Origin of the sequence: Amycolatopsis mongoliensis (genome assembly GCF_030285665.1) — a bacterium.
Classification (GTDB): domain Bacteria; phylum Actinomycetota; class Actinomycetes; order Mycobacteriales; family Pseudonocardiaceae; genus Amycolatopsis; species Amycolatopsis mongoliensis.
Map to the genome: position 1 here is coordinate 6,868,009 of NZ_CP127295.1, position 21,374 is coordinate 6,889,382.

General features: G+C 72.6%; 18 protein-coding genes and 1 pseudogene. 13 read left to right on the top strand and 6 right to left on the bottom strand.

The window, feature by feature from the left end; genetic code table 11:
• The first annotated feature begins 35 nt into the window (after positions 1–35).
• The 6 genes and pseudogenes from QRX60_RS32980 to QRX60_RS33005 all read left to right on the top strand — a co-directional run bounded on the left by QRX60_RS32980 (position 36) and on the right by QRX60_RS33005 (position 9,035).
• Complete coding sequence (locus QRX60_RS32980) at positions 36–869, top strand: helix-turn-helix domain-containing protein (RefSeq protein ID WP_286003748.1); 834 nt, start codon at positions 36–38, stop codon at positions 867–869.
• 259 nt (positions 870–1,128) lie between these two features.
• A pseudogene (locus tag QRX60_RS32985) lies at positions 1,129–2,093 on the top strand (PDR/VanB family oxidoreductase).
• A gap of 735 nt (positions 2,094–2,828) precedes the next feature.
• On the top strand, positions 2,829–5,141 hold the full coding sequence (locus QRX60_RS32990) for a YncE family protein (RefSeq protein WP_285995337.1): 2,313 nt from the start codon (positions 2,829–2,831) through the stop codon (positions 5,139–5,141).
• A gap of 68 nt (positions 5,142–5,209) precedes the next feature.
• A complete protein-coding gene (locus QRX60_RS32995; RefSeq protein ID WP_285995338.1) occupies positions 5,210–5,977 on the top strand; it encodes a DUF1775 domain-containing protein in 768 nt (255 codons plus the stop codon).
• On the top strand, positions 5,974–7,650 hold the full coding sequence (locus QRX60_RS33000) for a copper resistance CopC family protein (protein WP_285995339.1): 1,677 nt from the start codon (positions 5,974–5,976) through the stop codon (positions 7,648–7,650). Before QRX60_RS32995 ends, QRX60_RS33000 begins: the two co-directional genes overlap by 4 nt.
• Before the next feature lie 29 nt (positions 7,651–7,679).
• Positions 7,680–9,035, top strand: coding sequence for a PepSY-associated TM helix domain-containing protein (locus QRX60_RS33005; protein ID WP_285995340.1), 1,356 nt, complete (start codon positions 7,680–7,682; stop codon positions 9,033–9,035).
• Between the two features lie 12 nt (positions 9,036–9,047).
• On the opposite strand, the gene QRX60_RS33010 is transcribed toward QRX60_RS33005, so the two are convergent.
• From QRX60_RS33010 to QRX60_RS33025, 4 genes are all read right to left on the bottom strand, one after another.
• Complete coding sequence (locus QRX60_RS33010; RefSeq protein ID WP_285995341.1) at positions 9,048–10,466, bottom strand: glycoside hydrolase family 6 protein; 1,419 nt, start codon at positions 10,464–10,466, stop codon at positions 9,048–9,050.
• A gap of 149 nt (positions 10,467–10,615) precedes the next feature.
• Entirely contained in the window at positions 10,616–10,972 is a 357-nt protein-coding gene (locus QRX60_RS33015; protein WP_285995342.1) for a putative quinol monooxygenase, read from the bottom strand.
• Entirely contained in the window at positions 10,969–11,724 is a 756-nt protein-coding gene (locus QRX60_RS33020) for an MBL fold metallo-hydrolase (protein WP_285995343.1), read from the bottom strand. Before QRX60_RS33020 ends, QRX60_RS33015 begins: the two co-directional genes overlap by 4 nt.
• Before the next feature lie 16 nt (positions 11,725–11,740).
• Positions 11,741–12,526, bottom strand: a complete 786-nt coding sequence (locus QRX60_RS33025; RefSeq protein WP_285995344.1) for an alpha/beta fold hydrolase — start codon at positions 12,524–12,526, stop codon at positions 11,741–11,743.
• Between the two features lie 92 nt (positions 12,527–12,618).
• Here QRX60_RS33025 and QRX60_RS33030 point away from each other — a divergent pair, with 92 nt between their 5' ends.
• A complete protein-coding gene (locus tag QRX60_RS33030; protein WP_285995345.1) occupies positions 12,619–13,041 on the top strand; it encodes a MarR family winged helix-turn-helix transcriptional regulator in 423 nt (140 codons plus the stop codon).
• Between the two features lie 417 nt (positions 13,042–13,458).
• Here QRX60_RS33030 and QRX60_RS33035 read toward each other — a convergent pair whose 3' ends face one another.
• Entirely contained in the window at positions 13,459–14,280 is an 822-nt protein-coding gene (locus QRX60_RS33035; protein ID WP_332845789.1) for an alpha/beta fold hydrolase, read from the bottom strand.
• A 159-nt stretch (positions 14,281–14,439) separates the two neighbouring features.
• Here QRX60_RS33035 and QRX60_RS33040 point away from each other — a divergent pair, with 159 nt between their 5' ends.
• Positions 14,440–15,024, top strand: a complete 585-nt coding sequence (locus tag QRX60_RS33040; RefSeq protein ID WP_285995347.1) for a TetR/AcrR family transcriptional regulator — start codon at positions 14,440–14,442, stop codon at positions 15,022–15,024.
• A 10-nt stretch (positions 15,025–15,034) separates the two neighbouring features.
• Here QRX60_RS33040 and QRX60_RS33045 read toward each other — a convergent pair whose 3' ends face one another.
• A complete protein-coding gene (locus tag QRX60_RS33045) occupies positions 15,035–15,892 on the bottom strand; it encodes a PaaX family transcriptional regulator (protein ID WP_285995348.1) in 858 nt (285 codons plus the stop codon).
• A 114-nt stretch (positions 15,893–16,006) separates the two neighbouring features.
• On the opposite strand from QRX60_RS33045, the gene QRX60_RS33050 reads away from it, so the two are divergent.
• The 5 genes from QRX60_RS33050 (at position 16,007) to QRX60_RS33070 (ending at position 21,370) form a co-directional block, all read left to right on the top strand.
• A complete protein-coding gene (locus QRX60_RS33050; RefSeq protein ID WP_285995349.1) occupies positions 16,007–17,308 on the top strand; it encodes an MFS transporter in 1,302 nt (433 codons plus the stop codon).
• The gene (locus QRX60_RS33055) at positions 17,305–18,642 is read left to right on the top strand and encodes an alpha/beta fold hydrolase (RefSeq protein WP_285995350.1); all 1,338 of its coding nucleotides are present in this window, start codon (positions 17,305–17,307) and stop codon (positions 18,640–18,642) included. Before QRX60_RS33050 ends, QRX60_RS33055 begins: the two co-directional genes overlap by 4 nt.
• Positions 18,643–18,786: 144 nt before the next feature.
• Positions 18,787–19,245, top strand: a complete 459-nt coding sequence (locus QRX60_RS33060; RefSeq protein WP_285995351.1) for an ATP-binding protein — start codon at positions 18,787–18,789, stop codon at positions 19,243–19,245.
• 119 nt (positions 19,246–19,364) lie between these two features.
• Positions 19,365–19,940, top strand: coding sequence for a TetR/AcrR family transcriptional regulator (locus QRX60_RS33065; protein WP_285995352.1), 576 nt, complete (start codon positions 19,365–19,367; stop codon positions 19,938–19,940).
• The gene (locus tag QRX60_RS33070) at positions 19,937–21,370 is read left to right on the top strand and encodes an amidase (RefSeq protein ID WP_285995353.1); all 1,434 of its coding nucleotides are present in this window, start codon (positions 19,937–19,939) and stop codon (positions 21,368–21,370) included. Before QRX60_RS33065 ends, QRX60_RS33070 begins: the two co-directional genes overlap by 4 nt.
• The last annotated feature ends 4 nt before the right edge of the window (positions 21,371–21,374 follow it).

Below are 21,374 nucleotides of genomic sequence, written 5' to 3' on the forward strand. Positions count from 1 at the left end.
CGAACAGCACAGGTGTCACCATTCGGGACTTGAACGTGACCGGTCATGATGCGCGCAGCCTCTCCGCCGATGCTCTCGAAGCCCTCCGCCGCCGGGCGGTCGCCGCCGTCGAAGCGGGAGTGACGAGGGCGGAGGTCGCGCGCCTGTTCGGTGTCTCCCGGAAGACCGTCGGTGCGTGGGTCGCGGCTTACCAGCGCAAGGGCGACGAGGCGTTCCGGCCGCGGCGCCGGGGACGGCGCCCCGGTGAGCAGTTCGCGCTGTCCGCCGCGCAGCAGGCGTGGGTCGTGCGGACGATCGTGGACGGGCCGCCCGAGGACTGCGGGCTGCCGCAGCGCCTCTGGACCCGGCAGGCGATCGCGGAACTGGTCCGCCGGGAGTTCGGCATCCTGATCAGCTCGCCGACGGTGTCCCAGTACCTGGCCCGCTGGGGGCTGGTCGAGGAACGCCGGCTGGTGGAGATGCGGCGCAGCCGGGTGCTGTCGGCCCGCCCGCGAGAACCGCGTTCCGGCAACGAGTGGATCGCCGACGCCGAGGTCCTCTGGCTGGCCTGGACGCGGCCGCACGCGCCGGCCGATCCGCGGGGCGGACCGGTCGCCGGCCGGCACAACCTGCTGACGGGGTTCCGTGACCACTACGGCGACGTCAACCTGCTGCTCGCCCTGTCCCATCGCGGGATGGTGTTCTTCCGAGCGCAACGAGGGCCCTTCGACTCCCGGCAGACGGACGAGTTCCTGACGCGGCTGACCGACCAGTTCGGCCGGGGGCTCAACGTCGTCGTCCGCGAGTGGCCCGTCCAGCACGACGACATCCTGCGGGCGTGGCCGGAACCCCGGCCCGGCCGGCTGTCGGTGCGCTTCGCGCTCGACTGACCGGCTTCGAGAGTGAAACCCGGCATCGCCGCACCGCGGTGGGAGGAGCATTTTGCCGAACCGACGACTTTCCCTTCTTGCGGCGCCGCCGCAACCGAGTAGTATTTGGCCACAGCCCGAATCCGGGCCGCGGAAAAGTTCACCGCTGTCGCCGCGCGTCGTGAAATCCGCGATACAAGGAGTTCATTTCCCAGCCATGCCGCTGTTTCCGGCGGTGGTTTGACTTGTTTCCGAACCGACGCGGAAAACTGGGAGAGCCATGACCGTCAACACCCTTCCTTCGGCCGACATCGACCTCGAAGTGCTGCTGGCGCACAAGGAGACGATCGCCGACGGCGTCGTCCGGCTGGTGTTCCGCCACCCCGCCGGGGAGCAGCTGCCCCCGTGGGCTCCGGGCGCGCACGTGGACCTGCTGCTGCGACCGGACATCGTCCGCCAGTACTCGCTGTGCGGCGACCCCGGCGACCGCTCGGTGCTCGAGGTCGCCGTGCTGCGCGAACGCGCCGGGCGCGGCGGTTCCGCTTTCGTGCACGACGTGCTGCTCCCGGGCGAACGGGTCCGGATCAGCGCTCCCCGCAACAACTTCCCGTTCGTGGGTGCCGAGCGGTACCTCTTCATCGCGGGCGGGATCGGCATCACCCCGTTCCTGCCGATGATGGCGGCCGCCGATGCGAGTGGCGCCGACTGGCAGCTGCTGTACGGCGGGCGGTCGCGCTCGACGATGGCCTTCGCCGCGCAGCTGCGGCGGAAGTACGGCGACCGGGTGGTGGTGTGGCCGCAGGACGAAGCCGGCTTGCCCAACGTGCGCGGGGTGCTGGGAGCCGCGTTCGCCGGCACCGCGGTCTACTGCTGCGGGCCCGAGCCGCTCCTGGCCCTCGCCGAGGAGGTCTGCGCCGGCCTTCCGGGCCTCGGACTCCACGTGGAGCGGTTTTCCCCAAGGAGATCACCGGTGCCGCGACCGGGTTCGACGTCGAGTGCGCCCGGTCGGGGCTGACGCTGACGGTGCCCGCCGACCGGTCGATTCTCGAAGTGGCGGAAGACGCCGGGCTGCCGGTGCTGTCGTCGTGCCGCGAAGGCACCTGCGGCACGTGCGAGACGCCGGTGCTGGACGGGACGGCCGACCACCGCGACTCCCTGCTCACCCGGGAAGAGCGGGACGCGAACGCGACGATGATGATCTGCGTGTCCCGCGCCTGCGGCCGGAAGCTGGTGCTGGACCTCTGAAATGCGTGAGACGATGAAGAAAATCGGTACCTGGGCGGCGGTCCTGCTGGCCGCCGCGTCCTGCGGCTGGGCCTTGTGGACGGTGGCCGGTGGCCTCGGGGACGAGCAGCGGCCGCGGGCGACCGAGGTCGCGGCCCCGCGGCCGGCACCCCCGTCCGGCGAACCGGTCACCCCGCCTGACCCGTCCTCCGCGCCACCGCTCCCGACCTCACCCCAAGCGGTACCCGGACCGGGGCCCACCGCTCCCTTGCCGCCGGTCGTGATCGGGCCCGTCCCGTCGGCCGGGTCTCCGCCGGGTGCATCCGACTACCCGGTTCCGACCGGGGAATCCCCGCCGCCGCCGGGAGATCCGTCCTCGCTGCCGCCGTCCGCGCCTCCCGTCCCGTCCTCGCCGGAGCCCCCCTCGGCGCCACCGCCGGAGCCTCCGCCGACCGATCCCGTCCCCGTGCCCCCCGCTCCGGAATGCGATTCGAGCGGATTGCTGGGACCGCTGCTCTGCACCGTGCTGGGCTTGCTCGGCTGACCGGGAAGCAGCGCCGGGAAGTATTCAACGCAAAGTCCGGACGTCCTTTATTCGACTCTTTTCTTCACCGCGGGAAGCAATTTCGAACCCGGAATATTTCACTTCCCGTTAACGGGAGAAATCGGTGCGCCCCGCGGTGTTCGTGATTCACTTTCCCCCTGTCCGGACGGTCCGTTTTTCCGCCGGGTCGAACAGATACAGAAAGGAAGCCCATGTCCCCAGAAGCTCCGCCAGGAGCCCGCACCAGGCGGCGGCGCGCGAAGGCGGTGGTCGCCCTCGCTGTCGTCACCCTCGGCGCCTCCGCCGTGGCCGCGGTTCCGGCCTCGGCGCAGCAGCCCATCGGGGTCGGTCCCGTGCCGATCACGTTCCACATGAAGGACGACAACGGCAAGTGGTTCGACTCCGGGCTGAACCTGTTCGGTGACCAGTCGCTGGCCGTGGCGGAGATGCCCCGCCTCGGCACGCTGGGCGGCCTCACGACCGGAGGCGAGCTCACCAGCCTCCTCAACTCCGACCTCGTCGGCGCGGCGGGCAACCTGCTGCAGAACGTCGTCGGCCAGGTCCCGGTGCTCGGTTCGCTCGGCAGCCAGCTGTGGAAGGCGCTGAACCTCGACAGCACGCTGTCGGCGGTCCAGTCGATCGGGGCGTCCAACCCGAAGGCCGCCCCGGCGGCGACCAAGGCGGCCGGGCTGCTCGGGCAGTTCGCGCAGGGGCTTTCGGCGCTCCCGGCGGACAAGCCGGTGAACCTCAACTCCCTGCCGGTCGGCCTCGACCTGCAGGGGGCCCTCAACGACCTCGCCCAGTTCGCGGTCAAGGGCCCGCCCGTGACGGTGAACTTCGTGGTCGACCCGAAGGAGTCGACCGGTGCCCGCGACCCGATGGGCCTGATCGCTCCCGAAGGGGCGCAGGGCTTCCCGTACGACAACCCCAGCGGCGCGTTCTTCGGCCAGCGGTCGGTCCAGCTGACCGAGCCCGGGCTGTACGCGTTCACCGACATGGTCACGCCGTACATGCTCGGCGCGGTGGTGGTCGACGACCCGCTCACCATCGGGCTCGACTTCGGCAAGGCCTCGATGGTCAACTCGCGCAACCTCGTCGTCCCGACCAACTCCGACATCGTCAACCGGCTGGTGAACACGTTCTTCAACATCACCAACCCGAACAACTGGCAGCAGTTCAAGCCGGACGCGGAGAACACCTTCGACGCGATCCAGCCGCCGGTGCCGATCCTGCAGTACGACGCCGCGGGCAACCCGGTGCTGATCCCCAACCTGGACGCCTACTTCAACAAGAAGTTCTCGTACCCGAAGACGCTGTCGAAGGGCAACCAGCTCCCGGCGACGCCGGGGGTCGGCGAGGTGTGGGTCGACACCGAGGTCGAGGAGTGGGCCGGCAAGAAGGCGGTCGGCTCGGCGACGAAGGTCGACGTCACCAACTGGACGGTCGACCGCAAGATCGGCGCCCCGTCGATCAACATGAACAACCCGCACAACATGTGGACCGACAAGGACTACAAGTACCTGTACCAGACCGAATGGTTCTCCAACAAGGTGGACGTGTTCGACCGGGTGACGGGTGAGTTCGTCCGGTCGACGCAGGTCGGCCAGAACCCGGCGCACGTGATGACGGAGCCGGGCAGCGACAAGCTCGTCATCGGCATCAACGCCGGCAACGAGGTCGTCGAACTGGCGCCCGGCGGCACCAACGTGCTCCGCAAGATCACGGTCAGCCCGACCGGCGAGGTCCGGCACCCGCACGCGCACTGGACCAGTTCGGACGGGAAGACGGTCGTCACCCCGAACGTGCTGACCAACAACGCGTCGGTGATCGACATGCCGACGGGCACGGTCCGGACCGAGCCGACGGGCCAGTTCCCGATCGCCTCGAGCATGACCCCGGACTCCTCGAAGTTCTACACGGCGGACTTCCTCGGCGAATCGATCACCTGCGTTTCGCTCGCGCAGGACGCCTGTGTGAACAACGGGGAGAAGGTGCACAGCAAGACGATCGACCTGTGGGCGAACTACAGCCCGCAGGACGGCCCGAAGAGCGCTGCGCCGTTCGGCGGGCTGACGATCCAGCTGCCGGTGAGCCCGGACGGCAAGGCGATGCTCGCGGCGAACGTGCTGTCCCAGACGGTCACGGTCATCGACCCGAGGACGGACAAGGTCGTCAAGGACCTGCCGTGCACCGCGGGCTGCCACGGCATCAACTTCGGTGCCAAGAAGGGTGGTGGCTACTACGCCTACGTGTCGAACAAGTTCTCCAACGTCATGCAGATCATCGACGTCGACCCGAACGGCGACGGTGCCATCGACGACGCGAAGGTGGCGGGCCAGCTGACGCTGAACCCGACGGCGACGACCAAGATGGACGGTTCGATCGCCGGCAAGGCCGGCTACGGCGGCCAGGGAGTGCTGGCCGTTCCGCTGGTCTACAACGGATGGGCGCAGCAGAACCAGGGGAGCTGGCGGTCGCAGTTGACCTGCCGGCAGCTCAACCCCATCGACCAGTCCACCTGCTGACACGCACGCGATCGTGGTCCGGGGCCGGGCTGTTCCCTGCCCCGGACCACTCCGCTCAGGAGACTCCCATGTCGCACCGCCGGAAAGCTTTTTCCCGCACCCTGTTCACGTTGCTCGCGGCCGTGCTCGGCGTGCTGGCGTCGTCGGCGCCCGCCGTGGCCCAAGTGTCCATAGTGCCCGATCGAGTCGCCGGTGGTGGCACGCAGACCTTCGCCTTCCGGCTGGCCAACGAGCGAACCGACACGAACTCCACCCGGCTCGAGCTGGTCTTCCCGCAGACCCCGCCCGTCGCGTACGTCAAGGTCGCTCCCGCGCGGGGCTGGACCGCCACCGTCCGCCCGCGGCCGCTCGACCGCCCGATCGAGGTCGGCGGCAAGACGATCAGCGAGGTCGCGGGCAGCCTCGTGCTCGAAGGCGGCGCGGTCGCGCCGAGGCAGTTCGAACAGTTCCTCGTCACCATGGGCCCGCTGCCCGCCGACGGGCGGTTGCTGTTCGAAGCTACGCAGGCCTTCGCCAACGGAGCGGTCGCGCACTGGAACGCGACGACCTCGCCCGCTCCGGCGATCACCTTCGGGACCGGCCCCGCCGCTCCCGCCGCCGAGGCCGGGTCCGCGGGGCCCGTCCGGGCCGACGGCGTCGACGCTCCCGGCGAGCAGGCCGCGCCGCAGGGTGGCGGGGGCATCGGCGGACCCTCGTTCGCCGTGCTGTGGGGCGCGGTCGGACTCGCCTTCGTCATCGTCGCGGTCGTTGGATACCGGGCTCGCCGCCGCGCGTCGGCCGAGGCGGCCCCGCACCCCGAAGCCGAACGCCCCGAGTCCCCGGTGGGTGCCGAATGACGGCCGTGCGGGAGCGTCCCCGCGGCACGGTCGCCCGCCGGCGCGGCGTGGCCGGGCGGCTCGTCGCGCTCGTGGTCCTGGTCGCCGCGTGCTGGGGCGTCCTGCTCGCGACGACCCCGGCGGCGACCGGGGACCCGGTGCTCGTGACGACCTCTCCCGGCAGCACCGAAGTGGTCAAGTCGCCCGACACCGTCGCGCTGACCTTCGACCGGCCGGTCCCGGCCGCCCTGGCCACCGTGCGCATCCTCGACCCCGACGGCAGCCAGGTCGTCTTCGAGCGCCCGGTCCACCCCGACGGCCGCGAGGACACGATCTCCGTGCGAATGCCGGCAGAACGCCACGAAGGCACGTACGCGGTGGCGTGGACCTTGCCCTCGAGCCGGCTGGAACCCATCAGTGGCTCCTTCACGTTCGACGTGTCGTACCCGATCAAGCCCGACGGGGTACCCGAGATCGAGACGACGCGCGACCCCGTGCTCGTCGTCGTGCACCTGGCGGCACGGACGGTGGCGATCGTGGCCATGGTGGTGCTCGCCGGCGTGGCGTTCTTCGTCGCGGCGATCGGGCCCGCCGCGGCGCGGACGCGCTCGGCCCGCCGGCTGGTCAAAACCGCCTGGTGGCTGGTGACCGGAGGCACGCTCGTCGCCCTGGTGTCGTTCGGGCCGTACGCGGCGTGGGTGCCGGTGCGCGACGCGTTCGACCCCCGGCTGCTGTCGGACGCCGTCGGTTCCGTGGTGGGGGGAGCGCTGCTCGCCCGGCTCTTCGTGCTCGTCCCCGTCACGCTCGGCCTCGCGTGGCTGATGACGAGCCCGCCCGCGGCGACCGCCGGTGAGCGCCGGCTGCGCGGGGCGGGGGTGCTGGGCTGCGCGACGGCCGTGCTCGCCACCTGGACGCTGGCCGATCCGCGTGCGCCCGGTGCGCCGACGCCGCTCGCGCTCTGCGTGGACGTCGTCCTCCTCGTCGCGCTCGCCCTGCCGGTGGCCGGCCTGCTGGTGTTCCGGTTGCCGGTCGCGCGTGACCGGGACACCGTGTCGCGGTTCGTCCGGCCGCTGCTGGCGTGCGCCGGGCTGCTCGTCGTGGCCGGGGCCGTCCAGGCCTGGGGTGCGCACCGCTTCGGCTGGTACCCGGCCGGCGCGCTCGTGCTGGCTTCGGTGCTCGCGGCCTTCGCCTGGCTCAGCGCGCACCGGGTGGCCGGGCCGGTCGCGCGGCAGCGCCGGTTCAACCGCCGGGTCGCGGGCGTCGCGGGGCTGGTCTCGGTGATCGTCGTCGCCACCGCGGCGCTGCTCGCGCTCGACCCCGCCGGGAACGCCCACGCGCAGGGCGCGGCCGGCCAGGCCCCGGCCGCGATCCGGCAGCAGGTCGCGCCGACGCGGCTCGCGTACGACACCGGCAAGCCGGCCGGGCAGGGCTCGGTGGACCTGGTCCTCATCCCCGTCGCCGACCGGCTCGACGCGCGTGTTTCGCTCCTCGGCCCGCACCGGGTGGACACCACGGTGACCGCCGCGCTCGTCCGCGGCGACCGGACGACGCCGGTGCCCGTGGACCGCGCCGGACCCGGCTACTGGACGGGGCAGGCGACCGTGCCCGAACCCGGCCGGTGGGACCTCGCGCTGACCCTGCGGGCCGCGGACGGGAGCACGCAAACGGTCAAGCAGCCCATCGACGTGCGATGAAAGTTTCACCCAGCCGCCCAGGAGCCGCCTTGTCCACCGCCCCCACCGCCCCCGCGCACCGCGCCCCCCGGCCGTCGCCCTCGCCGCGGCTGAGCACCGTCCTGCAGCTCGTTTCCCGGCGGCTGCACTTCCTCGCCGGGCTCGTCGTCGCGCCCTTCCTCGCCGTGCTGTGCCTGACCGGGCTCGTCTACGTGTTCAGCCCCCAGATCCACGACAGCCTCTACCGGACCGACCTGCACGTGAACGAGGTCGGGGACGCGCCGCGCCCGCTCGCCGAGCAGGTCCGGGCGGCGCTCACCGCGCACCCGGAGGCCACGCTCAAGTCGGTCCTCACCCCGCCGGCCGCGGACCGCACCACCCGGGTCGTGCTGTCGGTCCCCGGCCTCGCCGGCACGTCGGACCGCACGGTGTTCGTCGACCCGTACACCGCGCTGATCAACGGCGAGCTGACCACGGTCGAGGACCGGCTGCCCGCCAACACGTGGCTGCGCCAGCTGCACGGCAACCTGCACCTGGGCCCCCCGGGCCGGCTCTACGCCGAGCTCGCCGCGAGCTGGCTGCCGCTGATCATCGCCGGGGGCCTGGCCCTGTGGCTCGCCCGCACGCGCCGCAAACGCCGCCTGCGCGACGTGCTCCTGCCGTCCACCGGGGACAAGACGGGGTGGACGCGGTTGCGCGCGGTGCACGGCTCCCTCGGGCTGTGGCTGGCCGTGGGCCTCCTGCTCGTCGGCGTCACCGGGCTCGCCATGAGCCAGTTCGCGGGCGGCCGCGCCGACGGCGCGACCGACCCGCTTCACCTGCGAGCGCCGGTGCTCGCCGCGACGCCGGTGCCGGTCCCGCCCGGTGCCCGGCCGATCGGAGTCGACCGCGCGGCGGCGGCCGCGCGGGCCGCGGGGTTGCGCGGCGAGCTGGCCGTGGTCCCGCCGTCGGTGCCGGGAGCGCCCTTCACCGTCACGGAGGTCTCGGAAGGACTGCCGATCCACCGGGGCGCCGTCGCCATCGATCCCTACACGGCGGAGGTGACCGAGCGGATCGGCTGGAACGACTACTCGCCGGTGGCGAAACTCGGCACCCTCGGCACCGAGTTCCACACCGGCACCCTGTTCGGGCTCGCCAACCAGATCGTCCTCGCGGCGCTCGCGGCCGCCACCCTCGTGCTGCTCGCACTCGGGTACCGCATGTGGTGGATCCACAACCCCTACCGGGGACGGTGGACGTCACTGCCGCGTCCGGTCTGGCGGCAGCTGCGCGGGTGGTCACTGATCACCGTCCTGCTCGGAGCCGCGGTCCTGGCCTGGCTGCTGCCGGTGCTCGGCGCCAGCCTGCCGGTGTTCCTGGCCGTCGACGCGGGCTTGAGCCGGTTCAAGCGACGCACCACCGCCTGACCGCGGTTCGGGTCAGGCGCAGGACACCCCGTTCACCGCCGGGGTGAGGAACGGTGGCGTGCCGCCGCTGTAACTCGCGTTGTAGCCGATGGTCGCGGTGGCCCCGGTGGCGAGCGCGCCGTTCCAGGACACGTTCTCGACCTTCACGAGGTCACCGGTGTCGGTCCAGGTGCCGTTCCACCCCTGGCCGACGGTCACTCCGGGCGCGGAGAACGTGAGCGTCCAGTGGTCGATGGCCGCTCCGCGGTTCTCGAGGACGATCTCGCCGGTGTAGCCGGTGGGCCAGGAGCTGACCACCCGGTGCGTGACCTTGCAGGCGCCGGGCACCGGCGAGGTCGGGCTGGTCGCCGGGGTGCTCGTGGTGCCGGTCGTCGGGGTGACCGAAGTGGTCGGCGCCGGGCCGGCCGCGACGGCCAGGTCGTACGCGCGCTGGGGCACGAACTGGCCCGCCGCGGCGATGCAGCCGTCCGCCTCGCCCGGCAGCTTGATCCACAGGTACGCGGCGATCTGGCCGTCCGCGGTCTGGTCGGTGCTCGGCGTGCCGATGGCGCGCCCGGCGGGATCGCACCATTCGCTGCCCGCCGGGCCGTTGCCGTTGCGGCTGGTGTCGATCACCGCGCGGAGGCGGGAGTCGCCCACCGCGTTCAGCACCGACTTGTCGTAGGCGATCTCGTCGGCGGTCCAGCGGTAGTTGGACACGTTGGTGGAGATGCCGTCGGCGCTGGCCGAGACGTCCGCGGACTTCAGCCGTGCGGCGGCCTCGGCGGGGGCCAGCCACGCCGAGTGGCCGATGTCGAAGTACACCTTCGCCTGCGTCGAACCGGCCTTGAGCTTCTTGCCCGCGTAGGAGAGCGACGCCTTGGTCTGGGCCTGCTGGTCGGCGGACTGGCAGTTCGTCATGATCGCCAGGACGTCGGGCTCGAGCACGATGACCGCGGGCCGGCCGGCCAGCCCGGCCGCGACCTGGTCGACCCACGCGCGATAAGCCTCGTGCGAGGGCGCGCCCCCGCCGCTCGCCCCGCCGCAGTCGCGGTTGGGGATGTCGTAGACGACCATGATCGGGATCTTCCCCGCCGCGGCGGCGGCCCCGACGAAGGTGTCCACCTCACCGCGCACCGTGCCGGTGTTCGTCGTGGTGAACCACCTCGCCTGGGGCACCGCCGCGATGCGGTCGCGGATGACCGCGGCGCGGGAGTCCCCGGGGTTCGCCGCGACCCACTGGGCCGCGCCGGTGCCGGGATCGACGTAGAACGGCGAGGAAGCGGCCTGCGCCCGGCCCTCGCCGGCGAGGGTGGTGACGGCCAGGACGAGTGCCGCCGCCGCGACACCGCTGGTGATCGCTGTGCCTCGGGCGCGGGCCGCCCTCGGGGTACGAGACGGGTTTTCCGCTCCGGCGGCGTGATCTGCGCTCGGCAGGGTGCTCGGTTTCATCAGGGTCCCTCACAGCGTCGTTGCCATCCAGGTCCGGTCTGGGAGCGCTCCCAATGCCCGGCGAAGTGTAACCGTGGAGGCCCCTGGAGAAAAGGCTTGCCGTCCGGGTAACTCGCCCAGCCGTCTCGCGGCGCTGGTCCTCGGGCCCCTTACGGGGAGCCGGCGGCGGGCAGCTCGACGAGCTGGGTCAGCGCGCCGGCGTCGGCGGTGCTGTGCCGCTCCAGCTCGGTGAAGAAGGTCGCGACGTGGCCGGTCGCGAGGTGCGCCCGGAACGCGTCGGTGTCGGCGTAGATCTCGTACAGGTGGAACGTCCCCGGGTCTGCGACGTCCCGGAACGACCGGAACTCCAGGCACCCGGGCTCGCGCCGCACCGCGGTGGTGAGCACCGCGATGGCGGCGGCGAGCCGGTCCTCGTGGCCCGGGATCGCCCGGACGACGGCCACCATCGGCCGCTCGCCGGGCGGGAGGTCGTCGCCGACCTCGGGCATGAACCGCCGGTCGCTCACGGGACCACCACCGTCGTCCCGGGCAGGGTGAGGCGGACGTCGACCTCCGGGGCGAGCCGCGCGACCGCGTCGGCGTAGTGCCGCGGGTCCCGGTCGCCCTTGGTGATCATCCGGTCGCCCAGGCGGCCGCTGTGGAAGGCGTAGTGGTGCGGCACGGCCAAGGTCGGCTTCAGCGCGGCGGTCAGCCCGGCCGCTTCCTCGGCGTCCATGACCACCTGCGCGAGGTTCATCGGCCGGATGCACAGGCCGTTCGTCGGCAGGATGGCCAGGTCCACCGGGCCGAACCGGTCCGGGATGGTGTCCAGCTCCGGGACCCGCAGCGAGTCGCCGCCGAAGAAGACGGTGCGGCCGCCGGCCTGGAGGACGAAGGTGACTTCGTGGACGCCGTGCTTGCCCGGCGTCGCCGTCACGGTGAGGTCGCCGACCGTGGTGGCTTCCCACGCCTCGACGACGCGGACGTCCCGGAACCCCTTGTCCCGCGCGAGGGTCGCGACCGTGCCCGGGCCGACCAGCGGGGTGGTGAGGTCGAAGCCGCCGGCGACGAGGGCGTCGAGGTCGCAGTGGTCGTAGTGCTCGTGGCTGACCACGACCGCGTCGACGCGGCCCAGGGCTTCGACGGTCGAGGTGACCGGTTCGCCCTGGTAGTAGATCGCGGTCTGGGTGAACCACGGATCGGTCAGGACGCGGATCCCGCCGATCTCGATCAGCTGGCAGGCGTGCCCGATCCGGGTCACGCTCAACGAAGTGCTCATGCTGGTTCTCCTGAGGTCAGTTGCCGAGGTCGAGCAGCGCGCCCAGCAGCTCTTCGGGCGTCTCGACCTGCGGCAGGTGGCCGGTGCGGGGGAGCAGGGTGAACGTCGACAGCGGAATCGCGGCGGCGTAGGCCTTCCCGTACTCCGGGCCGACGATGCCGTCGCTTTCGCCCCAGACGACGTGCACGGGGAGGTCGATCTCGCCGAGCCGCCCGGCGAGCGCGGGGTCGGCCATGGCCGGGCCGGTGTAGCCGATCAGCGCCCGGACGTCCGGGCTGGGCCCGGTGCCGCCGCCCGGCGGGACGGGCGCCTTGGCCGGGTCGTGGAAGGAGTGCGCCCGGAGCTCGGCGGGGGAGAGGCCGCTGACGTCGGTCATCGGGTGCCCCTCGACCTCGATGCCGACACCGTCGATGATCACCGCGCCGCTGACCCGGGGGCTCTTCTGCAGGGCGATCTCGGCGGCCAGCCAGCCCCCGAAGGAGTTGCCGACCACGGTGACGTCGGTGAGGTCGAGCTCCTCCAGCAGTGCGACGTACGTCCGCGCCAGTTCGGTGACACCGGTCAGGCTCGCGTCCTTCGGAGTCCCGCCGAAGCCGGGGTGCGTGGGCAGCAGGACCCGGGAGTGCGTGCGCTCGGCGAGCAGGTCGGCGAAGCCGGCCATCGTGGCGACGCCGCCACCGCCGTGCAGGAGCAGGAACGGCCGGGTGCGGTCGCGGTCCTGGAGGGTCACCTCGACCGGGCCGAGCGCGTGGGTTGCGGTGCGGGTGGGCCGGAGCGAGCCGGCCGTGGGGAGAGTCGTCATGGTTCCTTCTCGGTCTCGGGAGTGCTACCTAAGGAACCTTATATAAGGATCCTTAGATAAGCAAGCTGGCTTCGATCGGTTAGGGTGTGCGCATGAAGTACCGCCCCGGCGATGTCTCGCTGGCCGTGAAGCGCCTGCAGTACCGCCACCACCGCGCGCTGAGCCGCGCACTGGCGCCACTGGGGCTTTCCCTCGTGCAGTGGGACACGTTGCGGCACCTGCACCGCCAACCGGACGCCTCGCTGCACGACCTGGCGGTGCTGACCTTCCAGACCGACCAGTCCTTCGGGTCGCTCGCCGCGCGGATGGCCGAGCGGGGCCTGATCGAACGGGTTCCCGGGCCCGGCCGGGCCGTGCGGCACCGGCTCACCGAAGAGGGGGCGCGCTTGCGCGCCGAGGGGCAGGAGCTCGTGGACGCCGTCGCCGAGTCTTCGTTCCGGGACCTGTCGGCCGCCCAGCTCGACCAGCTGGGCGAGCTGCTGGACCGCGCCCTCGGCCCCGATCCGACCGCTTAGGGCGCGGACAACAAGCACTACAACCGGCAGGCCGGTAGCTACGGGCAGGTCGAGTGCTCGAAGAGCTCGTCGGGCACCGGCGCGCACGAGGACAAGTACATTCCCCCGCGTCCCGACCGCGGTTCGCACCCGACCTACCCGAACCCGGCCGTGCCGGATCACGCCGGCGGTCCGTGGCACTCCTACCCGCAGGCCCCGAACGGCCTGCCCGCGCACTCGAACCCCGTCTCACCCGGCGGGACCCCGATCCCGCACGCACCGACCAGCGAGCGGCCCCCGGGTCTCCCCGCGGTCCACCTGCCCCCGGGGTCCCCGGTCGACCGCCCTGCGAAGCGCCGCGGCTGGACTGGCGATCGGTGCTCGTCGATCCTCGCGGGGAGCAGGGTCCTGCGGGGCGCGGTCGTGCCGTGCGCCGGTTCACGGCCGCGTCGTCGTGGTCCGGTCCACCTCGTCGAGGAACGCCAGCACCCGTTCGTTGACCGCGGCGGCCGACTCGCCGGCGATGGCGTGGGTCGCGCCGGGCCAGACTTCGACCTGTGCGCAGGGGAGCAGGGCGCGAGCGCGGGCGGCGGCCTTGCCCGCGTCGTGGATCGCGCTCTTACCGGCGATCAGCGCGAGGACGGGCACCGTGATCGACCGGAGCCGCTCGTCGGCCGGCAGTTCCGGCGCCGGCAGCGCGATCCGGTAGGTGCGCATGCCCGCCTCGATGACCGCCGCCACGGGATCGCCGGGCGCGACCTCGGCGCCGCCGGAGATCCACCGCACGAAGGCCGGCAGTCCCCAGCGGCGGACGCCGGGAACCAGCGCGAGGGTCGTGCGGAAGAGCAGGGACACCGGCAGTTCGCCGAAGGTGCGGACCGGGTCGATCAGTGTCAACGACGCGAGCCTTTCCACCGCGCGCATCGCGTAGTCGGCCGCGAGCCAGCCGCCGAAGGAATACCCGACGAGGTGGACCTTCTCGTGCCCGAGAGCGTCCAGGGTGGAGGTCAGCCAGCGCGCCTGGTCGGCGCCGTCGCGGATCGGCGCGGTCTGCTTGCTGCGCCCCGGTTCGCCGATCAGGTCGAGGGCGTACACGGGCCCGCGGCGCAGCCACGCCCGGAGGTTCGGTTCCCACATGACCGCGGTCCCGGCCCGGCCCGGCAGCAGCACGGCCGGCGTCGCCGTACCCGAGCCGAACCGGTACACCCGTGCGGTCCCGAAGGCGGTCGTGACGTCGCGTTGCCCGGTGCGCTCCGGCAACGCGGCCAGCCCGCGCTCGTAGACGGCGTCGTACTCCCTCTCGGCCCTAGGAGAGGTGAACCCGCCCAGTTTCATGGCGCCCCCTTTTTCGCGATACGATCGGATTGTAAAGCGGGTTCGGGCGGTTTGCAATCCGATCGTATTGGAAAGGGTGTGCGGGTGCCGAAGGTCGTCGATCACGAGGAACGCCGGCGACGGATCGCGGAGACGCTCCGCCGCATCGCCGCCGACGAGGGTCTCGAGGCGGTCAGCCTGAGCCAGGTCGCGGCCGCCGCCGGCATCTCCAAGGGGCAGGTGCAGCACTACTTCCCGAACAAGGACGCCATGCTGCGCTACGCGGTGCGGACGCTGCGCGACCAGGTCGAGCGCCAGATCGCCGCCGGGACCGCGACCGCCCCGCCGGACCTGCGGACGGTCCTGGTGGCCCTGCTGCCCCTCGACGAGGGCAGTCGCACGGAAGCGCTGGTGGCCACCGCGTTCCTCTGGCGCGCGTTCAAGGACGACGAGATCGCCGCCCGGTTCCGGACGGGGTACGAGCAGCTGCGTGCGGGGCTGGCCGCACTCGTCGAAGCCGAGCAGGAGCGGGGTGCGTTCCCGGCGGGCCTGGACTCCGGTCGCGAAGCGGACCTGCTCCTCGCGCTGACGACCGGCCTCGCCGACGCGGTCCTCCTCGGGCACCGGACCGGCCCGGAGGCCGTCGAGCTGATCGAACTGCACCTCGCGCGACTCGCCGAGCGGGGCTGAGGGCGCGGGGTCAGAGTTCGTCGGCCTGCTCGTCGGTGATCGTGTCGAGCACCTCGGTCGCGGTGGCGCGCGCGGCCGGCTTCGCCTCGGCGCTGAGGCCGAAGAACAACTCCTGGGCGGGTTCGGCCGGCCAGCCCGCCGGCAGGTGTTCCCGGGGCAGGCGTGGGTCGTGCCGGATGGTCTGCAGCCAGTCGGACTCCAGGAGCAGGTCCCGGGCGAGGCTGTCCGGCGCCTGGGCGAGCGGGTCCTGCCAGCGGGACAGGAACGCCCGGTAGCGCCCGGCCAGCCGGTCCACGTCCCAGGCCTCCTGGATGATCGCGGCGACCTCCGTGGGCGGCAAGGCCCGGCCCTGGAACACCTTCACGTGGCCGTCGGCGTCGAGGCCGTCGAGCAGCGGGGGCACGTCCACCTCGCCCGGCGCGATCCACAGCCCGCTCTGGAGGCTGCCGAAACCGGCCCACAGCAGGCGTGAGCGGAGGGCGTGCCGCTGGCGCTGCCACGACTCGGGCATCGAGAACCCGAGGAGTGTCCAGGTGCCGTCCCACTGCCGGTTGACGACGCCGTCCCGCCAGATACGCCGCTCGCCGTCGTGCAGGATGGCCCGCGACCGCTCGGTGAGTCCGATGTAGACGTGGCGGCCGCGGCGCACCCGGTGCAGCAGCCCGCGTCGCGCCATGCGGCTCAGCGTGGATCGGGTGGCGTGCTCGGAGACCCCGGCGCGGTCCAGCACGTCCAGCACGCTCGCGGTGGCGACGTGGATCCCGCGGCCGAGGACGTGGCCGCCGAAGAACGCGAGCAGCAGCGCCTGGGGACGCGGTGACTCGGCACCGATGCCCTCGGTGGCTTCCGAGACGGCGAGATCACTCACGTCGCGAGCATAGGCGAGCCTGACATTGGGCAGTGTATTGACTGCGATCACGAATATGCTTAACGTCGTCCTGGACGTGACGCGGGTCACGTGGGGTCGGCGACGGGTGGACCAATGACAGAGAACTCCCGGACGCGGGCGCAGCTGCGCCGCGCGGTGCTCTCCAGCTACTTCGGCAGCGTGATCGAGTACTACGACTTCCTGCTCTACGCCACGGCTTCGGCGGTGGTCTTCGGCAAGGTGTTCTTCTCCAACCTGGATCCGGTGGTCGGGACGATCGCCAGCCTCGGCACCTTCGCCACCGGCTACCTCGCGCGGCCGATCGGCGGGATCGTCTTCGGGCACTTCGGCGATCTGCTGGGGCGCAAGCGGATGCTCGTGATCACCATGACGATGATGGGCGTCGCGAGCACGCTGATCGGCCTGGTGCCCACCTACGCGCAGATCGGGCTGTGGGCACCGGCGCTGCTGGTCCTGCTCCGCGTGCTGCAGGGCATCGCCGTCGGCGGGGAGTGGGGCGGCGCGGTGCTGATGTCGGCCGAGCACGCGACCAGCCGCCGCGGGCTGTGGGCGAGCTTCACCAACGCCGGGGCGCCCAGCGGGATGGTGGTCTCCACGCTGCTGCTCACGCTCATGGGCGCGGTGACCACCGACGCGCAGTTCCTGGCGTGGGGCTGGCGCGTGCCGTTCCTGCTCAGCGTCGTGCTGCTGGCCATCGGCCTGTTCATCCGGCTGAAGGTCGACGAAACGCCGGTCTTCGCCGCGACGCGCCGGCCGGCGGGCGCACCGCTGCTGGAGGTGCTGCGCCGCCACCCCAAGAACCTGCTGCTGGCGATCGGTGTCGGCTTCGGCGCTTTCGTCGCGCAGGGCACGCTCACCACGTATGTCCTGTCCTACGCCGTGCACGCGGGCTTCGCGCGCCAGACCGTGCTCAACGCGATCACGCTGTCCTCGGTCGGTGCGGTGCTCGGCATCGTCGGCTTCTCGGCGTTGTCCGACCGCGTCGGCCGCCGTCCCGTCGTCATCGCCGGCGCGGTGGCCACCGCCGTGGTGGGATTCCTGCTGTTCCCCCTGATCGACACCCGCTCGGCGGCGCTGCTGACGCTCGCGGTCGTGCTGGGCCAGTCGATCGCGCACCCGGCGATGTACGGCCCGCTCGCCGCGCTCTACACGGAACTGTTCGCCACCCGCACCCGGTACACCGGCGCGTCCCTCGGCTACCAGATCGCGGGGCTGGGCGCGGGCATCGGGCCCGTGGTGTTCGCCTCGGTGGCCGGCTCGGGCACGGGCGTGATCTCCGCGGCGATCGCGGCCTGCTGCCTCGTCACGGTCTTGTGCGTGCTCGCCCTGCGCGAAAGCCACCGGATCGACCTGGCGGATCCGGCCGAGCCGCGGCTGACCGGAGCCGAACGGTGACGCGGTGGACCAAGCTCGCCGCGCTGGTTTTCGCCGCGGTGCTGTCGATCGGTGCCGCACCGGCCGCGGTGGCGGCCGAGCCGGGACACCACACCGGGCAGCTGGCCGACGGCGCGACCTGGGTGGCGGACGTGCCGGCGCCGTGGAACGGCACGATCATCCTCTACAGCCACGGGTTCGGGCCGCTGGCGCCGCAGAACGCGCCGGACGCGGAGACGGCACGACAGCTGCTCGCCGAGGGCTACGCGCTCGTCGGCTCGTCCTACTCGGGACCGTCCTGGTGGGCGCTGGAGTCCGCGGTCGGTGACCAGTTCGGCGCCCTGTCCGCGCTCGAAGCGAAGATCGGCCCCGCGAAGCGCACCATCGCGTGGGGGACCTCGATGGGCGGACTGGTCAGCGCCCGGGAGGCGGAGGACCCGCACCGCCGGATCGACGGCGCGCTGACGACCTGCGGGCTGGTCGCCGGGGCGCTGAACCTCAACGCCTACCAGCTCCACGGCGAGTACGCGCTCGCGCACCTGCTCGCCCCCGGGCAGGAGATCAAGCTGGTCCGCTACGGCAGCCAGGACGAAGCCGCCGCGGCGGCCGCGGCTCTCACCGGGGTCACGAGCGCCGCCCAGGCCACGCCCGCCGGCCGGGCGCGGATCGCGCTCGCCGCCGCGCTGATGAACGTGCCCGTGTGGTACACCGGCGCCACGGCGCCCGCGCCCGGGGACTACGAAACCCAAGAGGCACACCAGGAACAGGCGCTCAGCGGGTTCGTGCTGGGCTTCGTCATGACCGGCCGCCGGCAGATCGAGCTCGCCGCGGGCGGCAACAGCGCTGCCACCCGCGGCACCGACTACCGGGCCCTGCTCGGCAGCAGCACCCATGCCCGGCAGGTCCGGGAGCTGTACCGGCGGGCGGGGCTCGACCTCGACGCCGATCTGGCGAAGCTCGGCCGGGACGCGGACATCACGGCCGACCCCGGCGCCGTCGCGGCGCTCGCGCGGACTTCGGTGCCGACCGGGCGACTGCGGGTGCCCGCACTGGACGTGCACACCGTCGCCGACCAGCTCGTGCCGGTCGAGCAGGAGAACTGGTACGCACGGCAGGTCGCCTCGGCGGGCGCCGGGCCCCTGCTGCGGCAGGCCTACGTCGAGAACACCGGGCACTGCGCGTTCGCGCCCGCGGAGACGATCGCCGGCCTCCACGCGCTCGAAACGCGCATCACGACCGGCCGGTGGGGCACCGCGACCGCGCCGGAGCAGCTCAACGCGGCCGCCGGCACCGGGCGCTACACGCGGGTCACCGTTCCCCGCCTGGTGGGCGCGATCGGGCCCGGGCGCGGGTAGGCGCGTCCCGGCGTCGTGCCGACGCGCGGGGCGACCGCGACGCGTCGAGCCGAGGCGATGGTTGAATCCGCCACGGCTGGGCAATCGCAGGGCGCGGACGTCTTCGGCAGCGAGGGCGGAGAGCGCGGAGCGGGTGGTGTCGTCGTGCCCGAAGGCAGGGAAGCCGGGGACGGGCCGGTGCCGTGGTCCTTGGACCTGCGCGGCACCACGGTCCCGGCGCTCGTGGAGGTCCGGCGCTGGGCTGCCCGGACCCTCGGCCGGATTGCGGACGACCAGCTGGGGGACGTCCTGCTGGTGGCCACCGAGCTGGTGACCAACGCCTACGACCACGGCCGAGGGCCGTTGCGGGTCCGGATGAGCCACACGCCGGTGCCGTGCCGGGTGCGGATCGAAGTGGACGACAGCTGTCCCGACCACCCCGTGATCACCACGCCCGCGCCGGACACCCCCGGGGGCCGCGGGATGCAGATCGTGGACAAGCTGGCCACCGCCTGGGGCGTCCTGGACCACGCCACCGGCGGCAAGACGGTGTGGGCGGAGATCGTCTGCGACCGGGCCGGCACCCCGCCGTGCGCCGCGGCGTCCCCGGCCACTGGCGAGTGACCTCTTCGGAATGCGTGGCGTGCCAAGGCCGCGGTGCCCCGTGCGCGGGCGGCCCTTGCGCAGGCGACCGGCGACACCTACCCTGATTACACTACAACTTGTAGCGTAATGGAGGCGGTATGCCTGGTCGTCCCCGAGATCCCGATCTCGAAAAGCGGCTCTCGGCCGCGGCGTGGTCGCTGCTGCAGAGCCGGGGTTACGACGCGCTGAAACTGACCGAAGTCGCGGCGCAGGCCCAAGCGCACCGCACCGACGTCTACCGGCGGTGGTCGAGCAAAGCGCAGCTCGTCGTCGACGTGCTCGCCGAACACCTGCCGCCCGTTTCCGACCCCGACACCGGGACACTCCGCTCGGATCTGAGGGCCATCGTCGGGGACTTCGCGGCGTCCTGGTCCTCGTCCTGGATCGACGGGCTCATGGGGCTCGTCGCCGATCTGCACCACGAGCCCGACGCCGAGCTCGCCTTCCGGAAGATGGCCGAGGGCCGAGGTGCGCCGCTGCGCAACGCCATCACCCGGGCGGTGCGGCGGGGCGAGATCGGCGAACCTCCCGACCTGTCCCTCGTGGGCGATCTGGTCGAGGGGCCGCTGATGCACCGCCGCATGCTCGCCCGCCGGCCGCTGACGCCGGACTACCTCGACGCCCTCGCCGCCTTGGCCCACGGTGTGCTGACCGGGACCACGGTGGCTCCGTGAGCGGCCGGCTGCACGAGCTTTCCGCCGCGGCGCAACGGGAATCCCTGCGCGCGGGCGACGTCAGCTCCCGGGAGCTGACGGAGCACTACCTGGGCCGCATCGAGAAGTTCGACGGCGGGCTCGGCGCCTTCACCACCGTCACGCCGGACCTCGCCCTCGAGGAAGCGGCCCGCGCGGACCAGCGCATCGCACGGGGGGAGTGGTCGCCGCTGCTGGGACTTCCCTTGGCCATCAAGGATCTGTACCCGGCAGCGGGAGCGCGGACGACCTTCGGCTCCGCCGCGCTGGCCACGTTCACCCCGCCTGCCGACACCTGGACGGTCGGACTGCTGCGGCAGGCCGGTGCGGCGCTCGTCGGCAAGACCAGCACCGCGGAGTTCGGCGCCACCTGCTACACCGACACCGACGTGACGGGGCGGCCGACCGTCACCCCGTACGACCTGACGCGCTACGCGAGCGGCTCCAGCGGCGGCGCGGCCGCAGCCGTCGCCGCCGGGCTGGTGCCGCTCGCGCACGCGGGCGACGGGGCCGGGTCGACCCGCACGCCCGCGGCGACCTGCCACCTCGTCGGCGTGAAGCCCAGCCGGGGGCTGGTCAGCTCCTCGGTGCCGTTGTCCTCGCTCACCGCCACCACCATCGAAGGGCCGATCGCCCGGTCGGTGGCGGACGCCGCGCTGCTGCTGGACGTGATGGCGCAGCCCTGGAGCGGCGACCCGGACGGCTGGCGAGCGGACGGCAGCTTCGCCGACGCCGTCGAGCGGCCGCCCGCGCGGCCGCTGCGCGTCGCCGTGTGGACGGACTCCGGCCTGGGCGGCCTTCCACAGCACCCGGAGGTGGTCCGCGCCGTGGAGCGGACGGCGACCCTGCTCCAGGACCTGGGGCACCAGGTGCGCGAGGTGCAGATCCCGGCCCGTTGTGACGAGCCGGTGCGCCTGGCGCTGCGCACGCTGTTCGCCTCTTCCGTCCACGCGGCGGTGCAGTCGCTGGTCCCGCCGGGCCGCAGCGAAGTGCTGCAGCCCTACACCCGATACCTCTGCACCGAAGGGAAAGCGCTGTCCGGCAGCGATCTCTTTGCGGCGCAACGGGTGCTGGCGCGCTACGCGAGCGCCTTCCTGACGGCCCTCGAGAGCTTCGACGTCGCGCTGACCCCGGTGACGAACGGGCCGCCCGTTCCGGTCGGGCACTTCCAGGCCGGCGGGGTGGCGGCGATCGCCGACGCGATGCTGGCCTGGTCGGCCCCCACGCCGTGGGCCAACCTGACCGGCCAGCCCGCGGTTTCCCTGCCGTCGCACCTCGGCCGCGACGGGCTTCCGTACGGCGTGCAGCTCGTCGGACGCCGGCGTGCCGACGCCTCGCTGCTCGCCGTCGCCGCGCAACTCGAACGTTCGGCTCCGTGGAACGACGTCCACCCGTCCTGCTGGGATGATTGAGAGG

Coding starts and splice junctions, on each gene's coding strand:
- QRX60_RS32990 (WP_285995337.1), top strand. CDS start 2,829: ATGTCCCCAGAAGCTCCGCCAGGAGCCCGCACCAGGCGGCGGCGCGCG.
- QRX60_RS32995 (WP_285995338.1), top strand. CDS start 5,210: ATGTCGCACCGCCGGAAAGCTTTTTCCCGCACCCTGTTCACGTTGCTC.
- QRX60_RS33000 (WP_285995339.1), top strand. CDS start 5,974: ATGACGGCCGTGCGGGAGCGTCCCCGCGGCACGGTCGCCCGCCGGCGC.
- QRX60_RS33010 (WP_285995341.1), bottom strand. CDS start 10,466: ATGAAACCGAGCACCCTGCCGAGCGCAGATCACGCCGCCGGAGCGGAA.
- QRX60_RS33020 (WP_285995343.1), bottom strand. CDS start 11,724: ATGAGCACTTCGTTGAGCGTGACCCGGATCGGGCACGCCTGCCAGCTG.
- QRX60_RS33025 (WP_285995344.1), bottom strand. CDS start 12,526: ATGACGACTCTCCCCACGGCCGGCTCGCTCCGGCCCACCCGCACCGCA.
- QRX60_RS33030 (WP_285995345.1), top strand. CDS start 12,619: ATGAAGTACCGCCCCGGCGATGTCTCGCTGGCCGTGAAGCGCCTGCAG.
- QRX60_RS33050 (WP_285995349.1), top strand. CDS start 16,007: ATGACAGAGAACTCCCGGACGCGGGCGCAGCTGCGCCGCGCGGTGCTC.
- QRX60_RS33065 (WP_285995352.1), top strand. CDS start 19,365: ATGCCTGGTCGTCCCCGAGATCCCGATCTCGAAAAGCGGCTCTCGGCC.